The organism is Paenibacillus terricola (genome assembly GCF_014779765.1).
Lineage (GTDB): Bacteria > Bacillota > Bacilli > Paenibacillales > Paenibacillaceae > Paenibacillus_T > Paenibacillus_T terricola.
Genome location: NZ_JACXZA010000004.1, coordinates 211,633 through 229,366, shown reverse-complemented (window position 1 = coordinate 229,366; position 17,734 = coordinate 211,633). Strand labels below are relative to the sequence as shown.

Here is a 17,734-nt window from a genome sequence, read left to right as displayed (position 1 = left end):
ATTTTCGAAAACTTCGGTTTAGGGATCGTATAGCGTTGCCTATCACCTCACCCATCACGATAGCTGTGATAAAAGTGATAGGATTCGTCCCCTGTCATCAGGTTGTAGCCCTACAATGCGTCACAACGCTTCATCTCGCTTTATCCATTCCTTGCAATCCATGAGTTGTGTTCCATACGCATAATCATCCAGATTTACCTCGCTTGGTTCTCGTAATACGCCTTATCGGCCGCCTGTTTGCTTTTTCCTTTGCCGCCGGTCCAGTAGCCTAATATGATGCCCGGATTTTTGAACAAACCCCAGTCTCCATGCGTATCGAATTTCCGAGTCGACGTGAATAGCTTTGCCGTGCGAATCGTACCGAATTTCTGCCCTTTCTTCTGACCATGCTTCTTCAGCCGTTTAGCGAAGTCTGCATCCTCCGTCATCAGCATCTGCTCGTTAAAACCGCCAATCGCGAGGAAATCTTCCCTGCGGCACCAGAACATCCCGACGGAGATATTGCCGTACTTGAGCATCAGAGGTAACAGCACAACGAGCAGGGAACATATAATGCCAAGCGAAACCCGCTCCATCCGGATCGCCCCTATACCGCCACCTATCATTTGCCCGCTGGACAGCAATTTCTCTACCTCGGACAGCATGTTCTCAGCCATGCGGCTGTCAGCGTCGATAGACACGATCCATTCCCCTCTTGCCGCCTTAACGCCTGCGTTGCGGATGACCGACAGATTCTTCGCATCTTCCCGAACGATGACGCAATTGTAAGAACGGGCGATTTCCTCCGTACGGTCCTCGCATCGATTCAGCACAACAACAACCTCAATCGTCCCCGTGAATGACTTAGCCGCCTGTTGAATCGAATCCAAGCAGCCTGCAATATATTTCTCTTCATTATGCACGGGAATAATGACGGATAACTTAATCTTCTCGCTGGAATCTGCACCAATGAACATACTCACTCCTCCTTATGAGCGTCGAATGCCGGATAGCAACAGCTCGGTCGACTTGCGGAACAGCACCTTCATCTCATCCTTGGACAAGAAAGCGTGACTGTCGCTTAGACCGGAGTAGAAGCTTAGTACGATGAATGCTAATGTCTTCGGATCTTCTTCTTTTAAGAAACCTGAAGCAATGACTCTGCCGATAAAATCTTCAAAATTCCGCATGTACTCATTCATAATCCCGATAAAACGAACGGCACTCTCGCTGCCCGCCGCAACCCGCATGAATTCCTCCGCCGCCTTGGATAACGGCCGCTGCAGCGTATCAACGAAATAGTCCGCAAACACATAGAACAGCTCTTCCATATCGTCGATAGCTGCAGAACGTTTGGACCACTCTCCCCAGGACCCCGCGAAGGCTGTGTCGGCAATGTACACGAACAGGCCCTCCTTGTTCGCAAAATGGTGATACACCCCGCCCTTGCTGCAGCCAGCTGCTTTGCAAATATCCTGAATCGAGGTGGCGGCATAACCCTTCTGCGAAAATAAAGCCCTTGCACAATCGACAATACGCTGCTTAGTGACCTTGTCCTTGTCTGACTCTTGGTTCAACGGAACTCTTCCTTTCGTCGTTCAGCATACCGACCGTTCGGTATGTGGTTAATATTACCTTTTTACTAATTTGATATAAACCATGTTTAGTTCGATACATTTAAACAATTTGTTACATCTTATGGAAAATAAAACAGCCATCCCATAGGACGGCTGTTTATTGTGCAAATATCCTTATCCGATTCTTCGTACTGCAAACCACAACTCCACGAATTGCAGACCTTCTTTAGTTCCGTACATTTCGAACTCCATTCCTTCCGCCTGCTCATAGCCGGAGGTCGGCAGCCACTCGGTGTAGAAGCGACGATACAGCGATTCAATGACCCCGTCGAATGCGCTCCAATCGAACAACTCCGACGGAAATATGGCCCATGTATGCGCAGGAATCGTAACCGACCTATAGCCATCGGCTTGACTGGTGCTGCTCTTAAAAGCGAACAACATATAAGGAAACGTATCCGTCCCCGTATTCCGATACGAACATACCGCATGCACCTTGTTGAACTCCGGGTTCACGCTAGAAGGCAATTCGCCGGCGTTGGCAGCGAGCTTCTCCACTTCGCCATTGGCAAGGCATTGCTGCCAGAAATGAGCGGGCGTGCTTGTCTCGCCGCTTTCTCCATCGCTGCGGAATATGCCCTCCATGCCGAATACCTCGAATGACTCCTTCGTCTCTATACGATAATCCATCGCTTCCGCTCCTTTGATTGTGATGAGGAAGGATAAGCGAGGGTAGGCCTTAAGCATAATGCCATCTTGCCTAGCCATTGCCGGCGTAATACCGTGAAGCGATTGAAACGCTCGGGCAAAAGAAACCGGCGACTCGTAGCCATACTTTATCGCCACATCGATCACTTTCGCAGCCTCGTTGTTTTGTAACTCCAACGCAGCAAGCGTAAGTCTTCGGCGCCGAATATATTCCGCCAGTGTGACGCCTGTAATGAACGAGAACATTCGTTGAAACTGATGGGATGAGCAGCAAGCTCTACGGGATACCTCACTAAGCATAATCTCGTCAGTCAGGTTGGTCTCAATATAGTCCATTGCCCGGTTCATCCGCTCAAGCCATTCCATCCTATCCCCTCCTCTCAATCAAAGTATAAAAAAGCTGCTCTTTTGTCTCGCAACTATTTGTGCACAAGAAAGTTGTTCGTGAAGTGTTTACTATATTGCAGTATAACATGGCTGCCAGTGACTATTGCCTGCCTCCAATAACCTAATGAAACAAAGAAGCTAAGCGGCCGGAGCCTGCTGCATTCCACGCCGATTATAGGCGTACAGCACCGCCATCATACACATGCTAATGACGATTACCACGAAGCTGGTCCATTGACCTGCTGTCCAGTCAAACGAATAACGGGGTGAGTCGCCGCGAAGAAACTCGAGGTTAAACCGGCCAATCGAATACAAGATGTTATAGGTTAAGAACAACATGCCTGTCATCCGCTTCCGACCTTTGAGTATCAGCAGCACAGCGAAAATAATAAGATCCCACTGGCTCTCGAACAGCTCAGCTGGCCATAAGGGCACAGCGCCATATTTATCGTAGGCTAGCGTGCCTTCCCGATAGATCATGCCAAAGCCAAGTCCCGTTGGCGAGCCATAAGCGTCGCCGTTCATGAAGCATCCGATACGACCAATCGATTGACCCAGGACAATCGCCGGTGCAAGCACATCCGCAAGTCCCCAGAAGGACAGCCGATGCTTCCTTGTGTATACGATCATCGCGATGAAGCTGCCAATAAGAGAGCCTTGCACCGAAATACCGCCATTCCAGATCGCAATAATTTCGGACAGATGCTTCGAATAGTACCCCCACTGGAAGAAGAACACATGCCAGATTCGCGCGCCTGCAATCGCCCCTACGAACAGATAAGGCACCATATTCGTAATATGCTCCCGATAGGGTGTCCCCGCAGCCAAGTAATGCGCCACTCCAAGCGCCAGCATCGCGGCTAGCGCGGTGATGACACCGTGCGTGTACAGCGTAAATCCGCCAATAGAAAACAATTCAACACTCACAATAACGCCTCCTCAATTGCACTACATTACGTAGTATAATAGGTCAAAAAATAAGGGATTTTAGGAATCCCCGCTAATCATCATCAACAGCAAGAAAGACAAAGATATAAGCAGCGGTCGCACAATCGCGATCTTCACCTTAACGGTCTGATCCGGCTCAAGCACCTGCGCAATCCGATATTCCATCGTCGCTGAGGCAAAATGTACAGCAGCCGCATGCTGCCTCATGTTGACCAGTTTCGACAGCTTCAATAGTACGCTTGCCAGCGGCAATTCTGTACCCATTCGTTCGATAGCGAAACGATCCGCAAGCAGCTCCATCCACGTATGACAATACCGGTAGATGGGACGCATAATCGGCAGGTACCCGAATGCTTCCGTTAGCAGCTTCGTGAAGAACAGCTTCGCATTGTCATGATTGCGGCAGTGATGCCATTCATGCATAATGATCGCCTTAAGCTCCTCTTCGCTGAACATGTCCAGCACGGTATCGGAGAGGATGATCGTCTGCTTCCGCATGCCGATCGCCATCGCGACGAAAGCATCATCTCTGACGACGAGCAGTCCCACGCCAAGATCGCGATATTTGTAGTGGAGACGCTTCGTCAGCTTCACCTGCTGGATCGAGCGGAAATGCTTCATCCATTTGTGTGACAGATATGCCTGTGCTCCGAGCCGCCATCCCGCTCTTACGAGGGTATAGCCGGCCAGCAGACCGATCTCAATGTACGCCACGAGCAGACATTGCCTACTATCGCTGTGTATCGAATGGTTCGTATACAACGCAAGCTGCACACCTACCGTAACAACGAAGAAAATCGCAAGCCCGTACACCCATCTCAGCCTCGGCGCCGCATTCATTGCTTGTTCCTCTTCTTAATCTCGCTTAGCTTATGCTCCAGCTTGGCGATCATCTCTTGATCGACATCCTCCAGCGCGTCGATCATATGGCTGACGACAAGACTGCCGTACTCCTGAATCAGCCCTTGCGATACGGCTTTCGTCTGCTCCGACAGAAACTGCTCCTTCGACTGCACCGTGCTGAACCGCGCCGCTTGCGTACGGCCCGTACCGACCAGCGCTTTAGTCAGATGGCCCTTCTCCAGCAGCCGGTTCATAACGGTCGTCACCGCATTAATCGAGATTGGATTGTCTTTGTTCAGAATGGACTGCACTTCCTTAATGCTCATCCCTTCAGAAGACCAGAGCAGGTCCATAATCTTCGCCTCAAGCGGTCCAAAAAATCGATTCAGTCCTTCTCCGCCGACGTTCAGCTTCTTGATCTTCATTTCCTCACATCCTTATATACTACACATTGTAGTATGATAGACCACGGGCTGTCAATAACAGGGGAATGCACTAGATAAGGCAATATCCATTAGGCAACAACCGTTGTGCTATAATTAGCTAATAGAGGTAGTTCAAAAAGACCGCTTTTGATCACGAAGCATCACAAGAAGAGTATTCGACGTCGAATCTTGGATGAAGCTGTGACTTCCGGTTCTCACGTAGCAAACCACTACGCTCCGATCCTCATTCCCCGCTTGATCCAACCTTCTTGGTGCTGAAAACCGAACTTTTTGAACACGTAATAATAGTAAGTATACGGAGAGGACCTCGAATCATGCGTAAAGGTGAACTTACGAAACTCCGAATCATTGAGAAAGCCGCCTATCTGTTCAACGAGAAGGGCTATGCGGCGACGACGATGCAGGATATTATGGACGCTACTGATCTCACCAAAGGCGCGATCTATCGCAGCTTCGCCAACAAAGACGAGATCGCAATCGAAGCGTTCCAATATGCGGGACAAGTGCTGTGGCAGCATTTCTCCGCGGCGGTAGATAGTCAAGATACGGCCATTGGCAAAATACTCGCGATGTGCAGCATCTATCGCGACACCGCTTATAATCCGCCTATCCAAGGGGGCTGCCCCTTCTTAAATACAGCCGTCGAAAGCGATCATTCCTTCCCTGTTCTGCGCGATCACGCAGTCGGCGCCTATACGCAAATGCTTGGCTTCATTCAATCGCTGCTCCTTCAAGGCATTCAGAGCGGAGAGCTTCGCGGCGGCATGGACACCGAATCAACAGCTTCCTTCCTCTTCTCATCCATTGAAGGGGCCATTATGGCAAGCCGACTGACTAGGGACAATCGCCACGTCAGCTATGCAATGGACAACATCAAGCAGCTGCTTGACGCCTACAAAGCGTAATCGCAGCCGCCCCTCCGGAGCACTTATCTCATATATTCGATATAACACAGGAAAGCACGCTCCGCGGATAAGGAGCGTGCTTTCTGCATTTATTTCTGATCCGAGCCAAGGTCGAGCCAGTTCATCTCTTCGCGGGTTAGCTTGACTCGCGAGCCCTCGTCGCAGGAGCGAAGCTCTTCAAGCGATTGGGCGCCAATTAGCGCACAAGTCGGGAAGGACTGGTTAAGGACATAAGCGAGCGCAATTTGGATTTGCGTCACTTGCTTCTCCTCGGCCAGCTGCTTCGCGCGTTCATAACGCTCCCAGTTATCGTCGCTGTAGAAGACGCGCACCAGATCGGCGTTGCTGCGGTCTTCCTTCGAGAAGCGGCCGGTGAAGAAACCGCGCGCCTGCGATGACCAGGAGAACAGCGGAAGCTGATTCGCTTCATGCCAACGAATCGTCTCTTCGTCTGCCGAGACGCAGCCTGCCCAGAACGGCTCGTTCGCCTTCGCAAGGCTTAAGTTCGGGCTGCTGAACGAGAAGCCGACAAGTCCGCGGGCCGCAGCATAGTCATTCGCCTCCTGAATTCGCTGCCAAGTCCAGTTGGATACGCCGATGGTTTGCACTGCGCCGGACTGGATATGCTCATTCAGAATTTCGATCACTTCGCCGGCAGGAACATGGGGATCGTCACGGTGCAAGCCGTACATATCGATCGTGTCGACCTGAAGGCGTTCAAGACTCGTCATCAAATCGCTGCGGATCGCTTCGCGGTTGACGCGCGGTCCATCCTCATCATGATGGGCGCCTTTCGTCAGAATAACCCATTGATCGCGTGTGCCGCGCTCCTTTAGATAACGTCCAATCACTTCTTCGCTTTGTCCCCCGCAATAGATATGGGCAGTGTCCAGGCAGTTGCCGCCGATAGCGAAGTACGCATCCAGGTTGGCAGAAGCTTTCTCATAGGCGTCATGGGAGAAGTAATCCGTGCCTTTCATTAAACGGGATACCGATTTGTCCAATCCCTTAAGCTTTAAATATTCCATCCTCTGCTGCCTCCTTGGATTATAAAGTGACTCTCGTCCGTTCACGGGCGGACAACAAGCATGCATCAATGACTTTCATATTGCTGATCGCATCTGAGGTAGGGAAAGTGAGTCGAGTGCCGTTCGTAATCGAACGGGCCATGGAATCCGCCTGCTCCGTATAGGCATTCACATAGGGGACCTCAATCTTACGGCGCTCGCCGCCGGTTGTCAGATAGATATGGCCGCTGTCCTCCGTAGGCGTCACGAATGCCGATGGAACCTCAATAATACCGTCCGTGCCAAGCACCTCGAGCGGGTTACGGAACGCCGCCCACATGCCGCAGTCGAAGGTGAGCGATACATTGCCTCCGAATTCAATCAAACCGGAAGCCATCATATCGACATCATCATGCTGGGGGGAGAAGAAAGCGTTCACCGTTACGGCCTCCGGCTCTTGGCCGAGCAGCAGCCGCGCTGCGTTAATCGGGTAACAGCCTACATCATAGATGGAACCGCCACCCCAGTCTTTGCGGAAGCGGACGTTCGCCGAGTCATTCGGGTTGTTGAATGTAAACGCGCTTCGGATGCCGCGAACGTCGCCGATCGCGCCGGATGCGATCAAATCTTTGATCTGTTCGTAGCGCGGATGGTAACGGTACATAAAAGCCTCGGATAACAGAACGCCGGCCTTGTCCGCCGCTTCAGCCATCTCAGCCGCTTCATGAGCGTTCAAGGCGAGAGGCTTCTCGCACAAAATATGTTTGCCCGCTTCCGCTGCGCGAATTGCCCATTCCTTGTGCATATGGTTGGGAAGCGGAATATAAATGACGTCAATCGAGGGATCCGCGAGAAGCGCTTCATAACTGTCATAGGCGGTTCCGATATTCAGTTCCTCGGCGGTGCGTTGTGCTTTGTCTCCATCACGGCTTGCAATGGCAGCCGCCTCATTCAGTTCTGATAAGTGGAGGCCTGGAATGACTGCGCGTTGTGCAATATTGGCGCATCCCATAATGCCCCATTTGAGCTTTTCACTCATGCTTCACCCTCGCTTTGTTTGAAATATTTATGATTATATTGCGATTATAGGAGATGGTATTTAAAATTAAAATGATATTATTTTGTGTTTGGTTATAACAATATTGTTCTGGAGGACGCTGCTATGAAGCGACAAAGTCTGCTGCTTACGCTCCCGAATATGCCCTACTTCTGTTTCCCGGAATCCGTAGGCCAATACCGTTATGATCCGGAGCATAGCGTAGAACGCGAGGCGGGAGCCCTTAACAATTTCAATATTCATTACTGCGTTTCGGGCAGGGGTTATGCCGAGATCGATGGGATTGTGCATGAGCTTAGGGCTGGGGAAGCCGTGCTTTATTTTCCTCTTCAGAAGCAGCGCTATTACAGCAACAAGGATGATCCTTGGGATGTGCGATGGTTTCATTTCTACGGCGGAACTGGACTGAGCGATTATCTCATTCAACATGGCTTTCACCGCAACCCACTATGGAAGCTGGGCCAGCCCAAGGTGTGGGAGCAGGCTCATGAAGAGCTGCTTGACGAGGCGGAGACGAACCGGATGCTGCGCCCCGCTCATCTGTCCATGCTCACCTATATGCTGCTGACGGTCTTTGTCGAGCATGCGGTTGCGCTTGCGGGGAGCAAGGCCGGAACATCGGGCGAGCGGATCATGGAGCTTCTGCCCCTGATGCAGCAGGATGCGGTGAAGCCGTTTATTCTAGAAGAATGGGCGGATAAGGCAGGCGTGACGCCCTATTATTTCTGTAAGCTGTTCAAGAGCGCTACGCGTATGACGCCGATGGATTTCATTACTCGCTGCCGCCTGCAGGCAGCCAAGCAGTGGCTGCTGGAGCGGAAGGATGACAACATCGGGCAGATTGCAGAGGAAGCAGGCTACCCAAGCGTCAGCTATTTCAACAAACGGTTCATGGAGCATGAAGGAATGACGCCTACAGCATACCGGAGATTGTATGGGGTATAACGCAAATAACCGGCTCGCCTTATGAGGGCGGGCCGGTTTGTCCATGTTTACGAAATTTGACTTAAGTTCGTCTCAGTACGGTACGAATCACCATCTCCGATGCCAGAAGAAGCAACATAATCGTTGCATAGATCGAAATGACGTAGCTGTTGGCATAATCCATGCCGAATCCATCATTGAGCAGCGTATGCAGCGTGTGAATCAATAAGTTGGTGAAGACAAACGCATAACTTCGTATCATCCACTCCCGATGCTGCGGAAGCTTCTTCTTGCGTATTTGTACGATAGCGATAATCGTGAATATCGGCCAGATAATGTTGATAAGGTTAAACGCCATACTGGCTGCTTTTCCCCCGGTTGCATAAGGTGCCATGTAGCCGGACGTAATGACGGTAATTAGAACAGACACTGCGTACAAATAACCATTCCAACGGTGAAATTGGCGCTGACTCCGCTTCAATATCGCTGATGAGAAATTGATGGCCCCCGCGATCATAGCTATACAGGCGAACACGACGTGCACCTTCATTACGGTTAGCCAGCTGCTTACATGCAGAGCACGCTTTAGATCTGTTTTGTGATCCAGGAAGGCCGCTGCCTTCGGATCGCCGATAAAATTGGTATATACGGCGTATACAACGAAGACTGCCGCAACCAACACCATCAGCCAATACGCTTTCCTGCTCCCAGTCATTCCATCATCCACTCCGTCTATTTATCTTGATAAAAAATACCGAACCGTACGGTCTCTTTTTATTATAAGGATAATAGCTAGTCTGACGAGTCCAGTTTTCCGTTAATTGCACTGTTGTCACCAAATCAACACAAAAAGCACCGACCCTATCGGTGCCTTGCTCGTCACATTTGAGAATGAGATTAGCAAGCGCTCGGCCAGCCGCCCCAAATCTCGATCAAATTTCCGTCTGGAACAGTGAGCACGAAGATGCTGCCGCCCTCGTCCTCGGTAATTGCGCCCACCTGCAGTCCCTGTTCCCGCAGTGTTCGATGAAGCATATGAATGTCCGTCACTTGTAGGCCGAATACAGGTCTTCGGGCAGAATCTGCTGCAACAGGAAGCGGATAATCCGTTCGCATGAACATCCAGACACCCGTTGTTGTGCGAAGCTCAATATTGTGTCCCGGCTCAGGATTCCATTGAAAGCCAAGATGCTTCGCGTACCATTCACCAGAGCGGTTTACATCCGACACCGGAATGTAGATATAGCTTGTTACGATGGCTGCCTCAATCTGATTCATGCTCGGAACAGACATGGGGAATTCCTCCTCGGGTTGTTTTTCACCCTATATAACGGAAGAGGCAGTCGCAAAGAAACGGGCCGGGTTATATATTTTGGACAAATTCGATCAAGTGACCATTCGGGTCTCGCATCGTGAATGAGTAGCGTCCCGCTTCTCGCGATACTTTCTCAATTGTGACGCCTTGTGCGGCCAGACTGAGATAAGCCCGGCAAATCATATCGGCATCGCCTTGGCGGAAGCCCTTCAAGAATGTCTCGAACAATGAGGCGGTCATTGCAGTCCCATCCGGACTCTTATGCTTGCCACCGGCTTGTCCATTGTTCTGCCGACTGCCAGACTTGAAGGCCTGCAATCGTCGACGCGCCCGCTTCAGCCCCTCCTTCACCGCACCCTCTGTCATACGGAGCAAAGCCGCCGACTCCGCCGCGCTGAATGCGAAGGCATCAATCAGAATGACGAGCACCATTTGTCTCGGATTAAGCGATTCTGCCAGCTGCTCGAGCAGTTCGCGGGCTAGCGACCCCTCTACGCCGAACGGAATTGACGGTAGATAATCCTCAACATATTCCGCATCACCCTGCCGCTTACGCTCCCTCCGATAACGGTCAATCCACGCGTTCTTCGCAATGCGGAACAAGAAGGATCGGCTGATTGGCCGGTCGGGGTCTCGCTCTAATGCAAGCCATATTTTCGTCCAAACATCCTGCACTAATTCGTCAGCATCCCAGTCACTGCCAGTTAAGGAGCGACAGTAAATCTTTAATCCCGGTATGTAAGGCTCCAGCTTCGCGAATTCGTCCAGTAGGGTCAACTCCTTGTCGGTTATCTGGTTAACGCGGAAAGAGGGGTTTACACATTTTGTCACAATATCAATATAGCACCGAAAAATAAGGGCAGTCGAGTTGATCCCATTGACTGGATGGAATGAAACGGTAAGAGGGCCATCCTGCACGGATGACCCTCTCTAATATTTATGCAGCACGATAGCTTAGAAACCTTCCATTGGCAGGTCAGGATAGTTAGCGACATTGATCACGTTACCTGAAGGATCGATGACATCGAATTCAAGAAGACGGTCGATTCCCCAAGTATTCGTAATTTCCGTTACGGTCTCGCCGACCTCAGCCAACTTACGGTGACATTCCGTAATGTTGGACGTTTTCAAGCACAGCATGGCGTACGGCTTACCCTGCGATTCGATGCGCAGCGGCAATTGCTGAGGCCCCACCCGCTTCAAGAATAGAAAAGCGCCCGGCTCCAGCTTCAGATCTGACTCATCTTCGATCTTCCAGGCATGAACAAAGCCAAAATGCTTCTCATACCACGCAACGGACTCGTCAATGTCACGAACCGGCACTCGCACCTGAACAATTGCATGAACCAATTGCTTTACTTCCGTCTGCTCCACCGTCGTCTACTCTCCTCGCGAGATTACTAATAGGGCATTATGCACCTCTTCTTCCCGAACAGCACCTGATAGCTTGCCGGGAACGCTTGATTAATCCGCTGCACCTCTTTGACGAACTGCTTCTTATCTTGCGGCGTCTGTCCGAGACGGTTCGCCTGCTCCTGCGTATCAATGACCGCACCCGGTGGGATGAATCGATTGTCTGCCACTCGCACACCGCCCGTTACCAGCGCATGGTTGGAGACGAATACGCCCTGTCCGAGCACTGCATCGAATACAATTGATTGGAAGCCAATGAACGAGCCATCTCCTACTGCACAAGGACCATGTACGATTGCCCCATGCCCACATGTAACGGACGAGCCTATATAGATGGAGTAGCGATTTCCGTTGACGGTGACAAACTCATCATCCAATCCGTGCAAAATAACGCCATCCTGCAAGTTACTGCCGCTTCCGATATGGAACGGCGTCCCCTCATCCGCGCGAATACTCGCGCCTGGTGCGATAAAGCATTATCCCGTATCGTCACATCGCCAATTATGCTTGCGAACGGACTTGAAAGCTGTGCTGCTAATGGCCGGCGCCTTCGATTCTGGCAATGGTGGCGTTCTGGCTTCAAATAATGCGCAAACGAACGCAGACGATCGATCATCAACATCCCCTCCGAACTTATCGACTACTTCACCATATGAACGAAAATTGTGAATTAGATGATTAGACGGTATATAATTAACTTCCAGCTAAGGAGGCTGATCAAATGTACGTCATTGTAAAGCCCTATGATGCAGACTGGGCACGGCGGTATGAAGAAGAGTCTGCGCGCATTCGCGCGATCTTCGCGGATGAATTGATCGATATTCATCATATCGGCAGCACTTCCGTTCCAGGACTTAGCGCTAAGCCGATTATCGATATGATGCCAGTGGTACGGGACATTAGCAGAATAGATGCCTATGATGCGGAGATGACTGCACTTGGCTACGAATGTATGGGTGAGTTCGGAATGCGCGGCAGAAGATATTATCGCAAGGGCGGCGACCATCGCACGCATCAGGTACATGTGTTCCAAGCGGACAACCTCGAGGATACGAGCCGCCATCTGGCCGTGAGAGATTATTTGCGATCGCATCCTAAAGATGCACAACAGTATGGGAAGCTTAAAACCAGCCTCGCCGACCAGTTTCCTACCAGTATCGAGACCTATTCGGACGGCAAAGATGCCTTCGTGAAGGAACTGGAGCATAAAGCGCTGGATTGGTATAAGACAGCGGAATTGTGATTAGTCAGCCTACCGTATTGAGAAACCGCTCAACCTTATCATTGAATAAGAGCGGTTCATCCAGATTGGCGCAGTGTCCCGCGCCTTGCAGCTTGGTCAGCTCCGACTTGGGTTCAAGCTTATGCAGGTTCACAGCCGCTTCTGCTGCCAGCGGCAGATCATGCTCCCCGTACATAATGTGAAGGGGGTACGTCATAGACGTTTCTCGAGGAACGAATAACCGATCCAAGCCGGACATGGCGGCGAACGAGCTCCTATTGAATCGGTTTATTGCAGCAGTGAATATGGCTCGGCCTTGTTCCGTATGACAGCTAACAGCTGTGACGTACGAGCGGAACCGTTTCATCGAGAACAGGATGTACAAGAGCCATCGAAGGCCTTCTTTACGCTGCGCCTTTATCAGCTGTTCATTCGCTTTATGTATCGAGTATCCACCAACGATTGTTACAGAACGGACTTGCTCCGGACACCGGTCGGCATAAGCTTGAGCAATTAATGAGCCCAGCGAAACGCCGACCAAATGACAGGCATTAATCTCATTCTCGCGGAGCAATCGTTTGATAATATCGGGCATATGCTTTATCGTAACCGACGAACCCTTGGTCACAGTATCCCCATGCCCGGGCATATCGATGGCGATGACCCGATATTTGCTCATAAACGCACTCATCTGCTCTTCGAACATATGACGGTCTGCAAAAGCAGCGTGCAGCATCAAGATGCAATCCGGATGCTGCTCCTTAGATATGGAATAGTGAATATGGGCCTTGTTGAACATCAGCGTACGGGATTCAATCATGTTCAAGTTAGATCCCCCCTAATTGATGCTTGCTCCTATACATATAAGGTATATTAGGGGACAATCGTTATTCTTCCTCTTATCTGACGGAGTTCGCTATACTGAGACTTCAATATGCGAGTTGGACGAGAATTCGAACAAACCTCTGTCCGTCAGCTTCAGCTCCGGTATGACCGGCAGCGTTAGGAAAGACAGCATCAGACACGGATTGAAATTCTGAGGGGCTTCGATTCGCGTTAGTGCAGCATTCAAAGCCTTCAGCGATTCATAGACTTCTTCGTAATGGCGATCTGACATTAACCCTGCAACCGGAAGCGCAACCTCTGCAACAACCTCATGGCCATCGACGACCACTAACCCGCCATTAATCGCGATTACGCGCTGAATGGCCGTCAGCATTTCCTCATCGGACGCGCCAACCACTACGATATTGTGCGAGTCATGCGCGACCGTACTTGCAATCGCACCGCGGGACAGCTGAAATCCCCGTACAATGCCAAGTCCAATATTTCCTGTCGCCTTATGCCGTTCCACAACCGCCAGCTTCAGTTGATCCTTACCGGTATCGATACGGAAGGCGCCGTCCTGTACGGTCACCTTCTCGACCCGGTGATGGGTAACTAACTGGTTCGGAATGATCTCAATGACATTGCACTCGTCGGAGTGTACGGGCAGCTTCAGATCTCCGAGTGTCACTTCCCGAACATGAATCGAAGGTAATACTTGCCGCTGAACGTCCGATGATGGAACGCTGTAAGAATCGGTAGTTTTGCCACCCCGGGCGACGCACTTTCCTTTCTTGTATACCTCATGAATCGACAAGCTATTCAGGTCGTCGAGCAGCAGGAAATCTGCTTGATAGCCCGTCGCAACCGCTCCAAGATGGCGAAGCCCGAAGCATTCCGCCGTATTAAGTGTCACCATTTGTACCGCGATAATCGGATCCAGACCCTTCTTAATGGCAAGACGTACAATGTGATCAACGCTGCCTTCCTCGATTAGATCATCCGGCAGCTTGTCGTCAGTGACGAACACGCATCGTCTCGCATTACGTTCCGTAATGACCGGCAGCAGCGCCTCCATATCCTTGGCTACCGTACCTTCACGAATCATAAGATACATCCCAAGGTCGAGCCGATCTTGCGCTTCTTGGCTATTGATGCCTTCGTGGTCGGTTCGGATGCCTGCCGCCATATAGATGTTCAGATCGTCTCTGCCGATACCCGCTGCGTGTCCATCGATGAGACCATTATGGCGCTGAGTCGTCACGAGCTTATCCATCATGCGGTCATCCCCACTGGCTACAGAGGGGAAGTCCATCACTTCAGCGAGCCCGAGCACTTGAGGGTCGGATAGGAAAGGCGATAATTGGTCCGCATTCAATGTAGCTCCATTGCTTTCAAAGCCTGTGGCAGGGACACAGGAAGGCAGCATGACGTATACGTCCAGCGGCAGACCCTCGGCATCATCAAGCATATATTGAATGCCTTCCGCCCCTGCTACGTTAGCAATTTCGTGCGGGTCCGTAATGACGGTTGTAACGCCATGCGGCAGCACGACTTTCGCGAACTCCTTCGGCAGCAGCATCGAGCTCTCGATGTGAACATGCCCGTCGATCAGGCCGGGAACAATGATTTTGCCGCTCGCATCAATCGTTTCGCGCCCCTCGTATGTACCAATCCCCGCTATGACGCCATCCACGATCGCAATGTCACCCTTCATCAGACGTCCCGTGAACACATTAACGATCGTCCCGTTCTTCACGACCGTATCTGCAGGTTCTCGCTTGGCCGCTACGGCGACTCTCTTCTTCAACGTTGCAGCGTTTATTTTCATTTATAAGTGCTCCTTTGCGTTCAAAAGCTGGAACAGACCAACTAGTATTGTTTGGTTGGCAGTTGGAAAATATCCGCCTACGACTAGAAAAGACCTCCCGGAGGAAGGCCTTCTTGAAAGCATACACGATTTATTAGTGGTACGATACCCGCAACGCTAATGCGATTGCTGCGTTTTCGTTCTAATGGTTGCCGTATGAGCCTATTTAGGCTGAAACGTTCCATTTTGATTTCTAAAGGTTGTATTCGGGCTTATTAGCCCTACATGGTGCTCTATTTTCCGATTTTGCCGCCATAGCCACTTTCACAACCGTTGCGCACGACAAACTTCCAGTTTGATCGAAATAACCACTGTGGGGACCGTTAGACGAGTGACGTTTAACCTGTAAGAATTTGTTTTTTCGAGAAACTCGAAACGAAAACACAAAAAAGATGCAGCTATTCATGTGCCCTTATTAAAAGGAGGCGGCTACGCCTTTCTCCTGACCGGAATCCACACTTCGCAGATTGATTCCGTATGGCTGTCATCGGTCCAATAGTACCTTTCGATGCACGGCCCCTCTACTTGCTCGAAGCTGGAGGATGGGAACCACTCGAAATAGATGCGTTTCCACACCTTCTGAATGCCCGTCTCAGTCTCCGCATCGTTAGGGAAGACCTCTCGATCGTCGAAAACCGCATAGATCTGATCCGGAACATGGAGCAACGTAAAATCATCGGGTACTGTCTGTCCTTCCGGCAGATCCGATCCCATCAAGTAATATCTCATTCCGTCTTCGCTGAAATCAAAGTGGTACCCGCTCAGCAGCGAGCCTGCAGGTCTGCCTGCTGTTGCATTAATACGGTCATGCGTGCCGTTCGTCCAAATGTCCTCCACGAAGGCTGGTATTTCCGTGTACGGATCTCTCGCAATCACAACTGCCTTGCCAACTACTGTCGAAGCCTTGCCCTCCGCGATGCGATAGTTCATTTCCGTTTCCCCTTTAATCTGGATTTGAAAGGAGATGCGGGGGAACGATTTGAGCTTTACATTCCCTTTCTTGGCGGCAAGCGGAGTCACATCATGCAGCCGTTGAAACGCCTTGGCGAACGCCTCGGGGCTCTCATAGCCGTACTTCAAGGCCACATCAATGACTTTACGATCCCCTCTCGCCAGCTCTTCCGCTGCAAGCGTAAGTCGGCGGTTTCGTACGTATTCCGTTACCGTAAAGCCCGTCAGCGCATGGAACGTTCGTTGAAAATGATACTTCGAGGACATCGCCGCTTGCGCGACGTCTTCGACTTCAATCGTCGTCTGCAAATGATCTTCGATATAATCGATCGCCTGCCGCAGTAATCTGAACGCCTCCACCAGCCTCATCTCCTTTCTGCATCTTCAGTTTAAAAGGGGCAGCCCTCCGCTTCCTGTGCGCGAATGCTTTGATTTGTCCATCTTACCTGCCCAGCCGCAGCGCGTACAATCGTTCACTCAACACATCGAGTCTTTCTTTGATCAAAATCCGCTCCGCGTATCGCTGTGGGATTCCGGCGTACCCGTAGTGAATACCCGCCAGGCCGCCGGCAATCGCACCGATGGTGTCGGCGTCTCCGCCTTCGTTGGCTGCCCGCTGAACAACCTCTTCGAAGCTGTTCGAGGTGAGCAGCAGATGCAGTACCCAGCGCATCGTATCGACGACGAAGCCCGTTGGCTCGCAGTTCGGTTGTGCGCCTGGCTGCAGCAGATCGGTATATTCGGTGCCCGCGATATCGACCGCGATGGCTTCTTCTAGCCCCGCCCCCTCTACCAACATCCGATAGGCAATCCGATTGTACATCGAACAGGTTGCGGCGCAGCGATCATCGTAATGCGTCATCTTCGCCTGCTGCCGGGACACTCGCTCTACTTCCTCCAAATTGGCGTATGCCAACGCCACTGGCAAGCAGCGCATCAATGCTCCATTGCCAGCGCTCTGCCCCAAGTCCATATGAGCCACAAATGCAGCTTCCATCCAGTTACCGTCATATCTGCTCAACACGTACCGAATGATATTACCAATATCCTTCGGGTCTGAACGATACCACGTCAGAAAATGCTCCCCGATCGCCGCCATCGGCGCATCGGGCTGCTCCATAATGCCATCCGCCACGCATAGCGTCATCATCGTGTCGTCCGTCACTTCGCCCGGCTCCAGATCCCACACGCCGCCGCCGATTATTTCCGTCAGATAGTCATGCGTCTTCTGTATCCCCGTCCTCGACATGAACTCCGTCGTTCCCCCGAGCGCATCACCGACAGCGACACCGTACAGTCCGCCCCGAATTCGATCCAGCAAACTTAATGGCTCTACCATCTCTTTCGCCCCCATCAT

20 protein-coding genes are annotated in these 17,734 nt (G+C 51.2%); 3 read left to right on the top strand and 17 right to left on the bottom strand.

Annotated elements, in window-relative coordinates; genetic code table 11:
- Positions 1-194: 194 nt before the first annotated feature.
- The 6 genes from H8B09_RS17145 to H8B09_RS17120 form a co-directional block, all read right to left on the bottom strand.
- Positions 195-956, bottom strand: a complete 762-nt coding sequence (locus H8B09_RS17145) for a glycosyltransferase (protein WP_191204774.1) — start codon at positions 954-956, stop codon at positions 195-197.
- A 12-nt stretch (positions 957-968) separates the two neighbouring features.
- Positions 969-1,556: a TetR/AcrR family transcriptional regulator gene (locus H8B09_RS17140; protein WP_191204773.1), complete on the bottom strand. Its 588-nt coding sequence runs from the start codon at positions 1,554-1,556 to the stop codon at positions 969-971.
- A 174-nt stretch (positions 1,557-1,730) separates the two neighbouring features.
- Positions 1,731-2,630: an AraC family transcriptional regulator gene (locus H8B09_RS17135; protein WP_191204772.1), complete on the bottom strand. Its 900-nt coding sequence runs from the start codon at positions 2,628-2,630 to the stop codon at positions 1,731-1,733.
- 159 nt (positions 2,631-2,789) lie between these two features.
- Positions 2,790-3,578 (bottom strand): prolipoprotein diacylglyceryl transferase, encoded by a 789-nt coding sequence (lgt, locus tag H8B09_RS17130; protein ID WP_191204771.1) that lies wholly within the window; start codon positions 3,576-3,578, stop codon positions 2,790-2,792.
- 60 nt (positions 3,579-3,638) lie between these two features.
- Positions 3,639-4,439, bottom strand: a complete 801-nt coding sequence (locus H8B09_RS17125) for a M56 family metallopeptidase (protein ID WP_191204770.1) — start codon at positions 4,437-4,439, stop codon at positions 3,639-3,641.
- Positions 4,436-4,867 carry a BlaI/MecI/CopY family transcriptional regulator gene (locus tag H8B09_RS17120; protein WP_191204769.1) on the bottom strand — a complete coding sequence of 144 codons (432 nt, stop codon included), beginning with the start codon at positions 4,865-4,867 and terminating at the stop codon, positions 4,436-4,438. The genes H8B09_RS17125 and H8B09_RS17120 overlap by 4 nt, the downstream gene beginning before the upstream one ends.
- Positions 4,868-5,202: 335 nt before the next feature.
- Here H8B09_RS17120 and H8B09_RS17115 point away from each other — a divergent pair, with 335 nt between their 5' ends.
- Complete coding sequence (locus H8B09_RS17115) at positions 5,203-5,793, top strand: TetR/AcrR family transcriptional regulator (RefSeq protein WP_191204768.1); 591 nt, start codon at positions 5,203-5,205, stop codon at positions 5,791-5,793.
- An 89-nt stretch (positions 5,794-5,882) separates the two neighbouring features.
- Here the strand turns inward: H8B09_RS17115 and H8B09_RS17110 are convergent, their stop codons facing one another.
- Together H8B09_RS17110 and H8B09_RS17105 are read right to left on the bottom strand one after the other, a co-directional pair.
- Positions 5,883-6,821 carry an aldo/keto reductase gene (locus H8B09_RS17110; protein ID WP_191204767.1) on the bottom strand — a complete coding sequence of 313 codons (939 nt, stop codon included), beginning with the start codon at positions 6,819-6,821 and terminating at the stop codon, positions 5,883-5,885.
- Between the two features lie 19 nt (positions 6,822-6,840).
- Positions 6,841-7,839 carry a Gfo/Idh/MocA family protein gene (locus H8B09_RS17105; RefSeq protein WP_191204766.1) on the bottom strand — a complete coding sequence of 333 codons (999 nt, stop codon included), beginning with the start codon at positions 7,837-7,839 and terminating at the stop codon, positions 6,841-6,843.
- 123 nt (positions 7,840-7,962) lie between these two features.
- On the opposite strand from H8B09_RS17105, the gene H8B09_RS17100 reads away from it, so the two are divergent.
- On the top strand, positions 7,963-8,802 hold the full coding sequence (locus H8B09_RS17100) for an AraC family transcriptional regulator (RefSeq protein WP_191204765.1): 840 nt from the start codon (positions 7,963-7,965) through the stop codon (positions 8,800-8,802).
- 61 nt (positions 8,803-8,863) lie between these two features.
- Here H8B09_RS17100 and H8B09_RS17095 read toward each other — a convergent pair whose 3' ends face one another.
- The 5 genes from H8B09_RS17095 to H8B09_RS17075 all read right to left on the bottom strand — a co-directional run bounded on the left by H8B09_RS17095 (position 8,864) and on the right by H8B09_RS17075 (position 11,895).
- Positions 8,864-9,496 carry a DUF2306 domain-containing protein gene (locus H8B09_RS17095; RefSeq protein WP_191204764.1) on the bottom strand — a complete coding sequence of 211 codons (633 nt, stop codon included), beginning with the start codon at positions 9,494-9,496 and terminating at the stop codon, positions 8,864-8,866.
- 182 nt (positions 9,497-9,678) lie between these two features.
- Complete coding sequence (locus H8B09_RS17090; RefSeq protein WP_191204763.1) at positions 9,679-10,074, bottom strand: VOC family protein; 396 nt, start codon at positions 10,072-10,074, stop codon at positions 9,679-9,681.
- Positions 10,075-10,144: 70 nt separating this feature from the next.
- A complete protein-coding gene (locus H8B09_RS17085) occupies positions 10,145-10,927 on the bottom strand; it encodes a sigma-70 family RNA polymerase sigma factor (protein WP_191204762.1) in 783 nt (260 codons plus the stop codon).
- Positions 10,928-11,050: 123 nt separating this feature from the next.
- On the bottom strand, positions 11,051-11,470 hold the full coding sequence (locus tag H8B09_RS17080) for a VOC family protein (RefSeq protein WP_191204761.1): 420 nt from the start codon (positions 11,468-11,470) through the stop codon (positions 11,051-11,053).
- A gap of 26 nt (positions 11,471-11,496) precedes the next feature.
- A complete protein-coding gene (locus H8B09_RS17075; RefSeq protein ID WP_191204760.1) occupies positions 11,497-11,895 on the bottom strand; it encodes an LbetaH domain-containing protein in 399 nt (132 codons plus the stop codon).
- Positions 11,896-12,230: 335 nt separating this feature from the next.
- Here H8B09_RS17075 and H8B09_RS17065 point away from each other — a divergent pair, with 335 nt between their 5' ends.
- Positions 12,231-12,752, top strand: coding sequence for a GrpB family protein (locus H8B09_RS17065; protein WP_191204758.1), 522 nt, complete (start codon positions 12,231-12,233; stop codon positions 12,750-12,752).
- Between the two features lie 4 nt (positions 12,753-12,756).
- On the opposite strand, the gene H8B09_RS17060 is transcribed toward H8B09_RS17065, so the two are convergent.
- From H8B09_RS17060 to H8B09_RS17045, 4 genes are all read right to left on the bottom strand, one after another.
- Positions 12,757-13,551: an alpha/beta fold hydrolase gene (locus H8B09_RS17060; RefSeq protein ID WP_224753742.1), complete on the bottom strand. Its 795-nt coding sequence runs from the start codon at positions 13,549-13,551 to the stop codon at positions 12,757-12,759.
- Between the two features lie 96 nt (positions 13,552-13,647).
- Positions 13,648-15,387, bottom strand: a complete 1,740-nt coding sequence (gene ade, locus H8B09_RS17055) for an adenine deaminase (protein ID WP_191204756.1) — start codon at positions 15,385-15,387, stop codon at positions 13,648-13,650.
- A gap of 468 nt (positions 15,388-15,855) precedes the next feature.
- The gene (locus H8B09_RS17050; RefSeq protein WP_224753701.1) at positions 15,856-16,746 is read right to left on the bottom strand and encodes an AraC family transcriptional regulator; all 891 of its coding nucleotides are present in this window, start codon (positions 16,744-16,746) and stop codon (positions 15,856-15,858) included.
- A 73-nt stretch (positions 16,747-16,819) separates the two neighbouring features.
- Positions 16,820-17,716 carry an ADP-ribosylglycohydrolase family protein gene (locus H8B09_RS17045; protein ID WP_191204754.1) on the bottom strand — a complete coding sequence of 299 codons (897 nt, stop codon included), beginning with the start codon at positions 17,714-17,716 and terminating at the stop codon, positions 16,820-16,822.
- Between the last annotated feature and the right edge of the window lie 18 nt (positions 17,717-17,734).

Bases quoted from the DNA above. Each gene is read 5' to 3' on its own strand.
- H8B09_RS17100 (WP_191204765.1), top strand. From the start codon at position 7,963: ATGAAGCGACAAAGTCTGCTGCTTACGCTCCCGAATATGCCCTACTTC.
- ade (WP_191204756.1), bottom strand. From the start codon at position 15,387: ATGAAAATAAACGCTGCAACGTTGAAGAAGAGAGTCGCCGTAGCGGCC.
- H8B09_RS17110 (WP_191204767.1), bottom strand. From the start codon at position 6,821: ATGGAATATTTAAAGCTTAAGGGATTGGACAAATCGGTATCCCGTTTA.
- H8B09_RS17125 (WP_191204770.1), bottom strand. From the start codon at position 4,439: ATGAATGCGGCGCCGAGGCTGAGATGGGTGTACGGGCTTGCGATTTTC.
- H8B09_RS17050 (WP_224753701.1), bottom strand. From the start codon at position 16,746: ATGAGGCTGGTGGAGGCGTTCAGATTACTGCGGCAGGCGATCGATTAT.
- H8B09_RS17095 (WP_191204764.1), bottom strand. From the start codon at position 9,496: ATGACTGGGAGCAGGAAAGCGTATTGGCTGATGGTGTTGGTTGCGGCA.
- H8B09_RS17115 (WP_191204768.1), top strand. From the start codon at position 5,203: ATGCGTAAAGGTGAACTTACGAAACTCCGAATCATTGAGAAAGCCGCC.
- H8B09_RS17105 (WP_191204766.1), bottom strand. From the start codon at position 7,839: ATGAGTGAAAAGCTCAAATGGGGCATTATGGGATGCGCCAATATTGCA.
- H8B09_RS17145 (WP_191204774.1), bottom strand. From the start codon at position 956: ATGTTCATTGGTGCAGATTCCAGCGAGAAGATTAAGTTATCCGTCATT.
- H8B09_RS17045 (WP_191204754.1), bottom strand. From the start codon at position 17,716: ATGGTAGAGCCATTAAGTTTGCTGGATCGAATTCGGGGCGGACTGTAC.
- H8B09_RS17135 (WP_191204772.1), bottom strand. From the start codon at position 2,630: ATGGAATGGCTTGAGCGGATGAACCGGGCAATGGACTATATTGAGACC.
- H8B09_RS17065 (WP_191204758.1), top strand. From the start codon at position 12,231: ATGTACGTCATTGTAAAGCCCTATGATGCAGACTGGGCACGGCGGTAT.
- H8B09_RS17090 (WP_191204763.1), bottom strand. From the start codon at position 10,074: ATGTCTGTTCCGAGCATGAATCAGATTGAGGCAGCCATCGTAACAAGC.
- H8B09_RS17120 (WP_191204769.1), bottom strand. From the start codon at position 4,867: ATGAAGATCAAGAAGCTGAACGTCGGCGGAGAAGGACTGAATCGATTT.
- H8B09_RS17060 (WP_224753742.1), bottom strand. From the start codon at position 13,551: ATGATTGAATCCCGTACGCTGATGTTCAACAAGGCCCATATTCACTAT.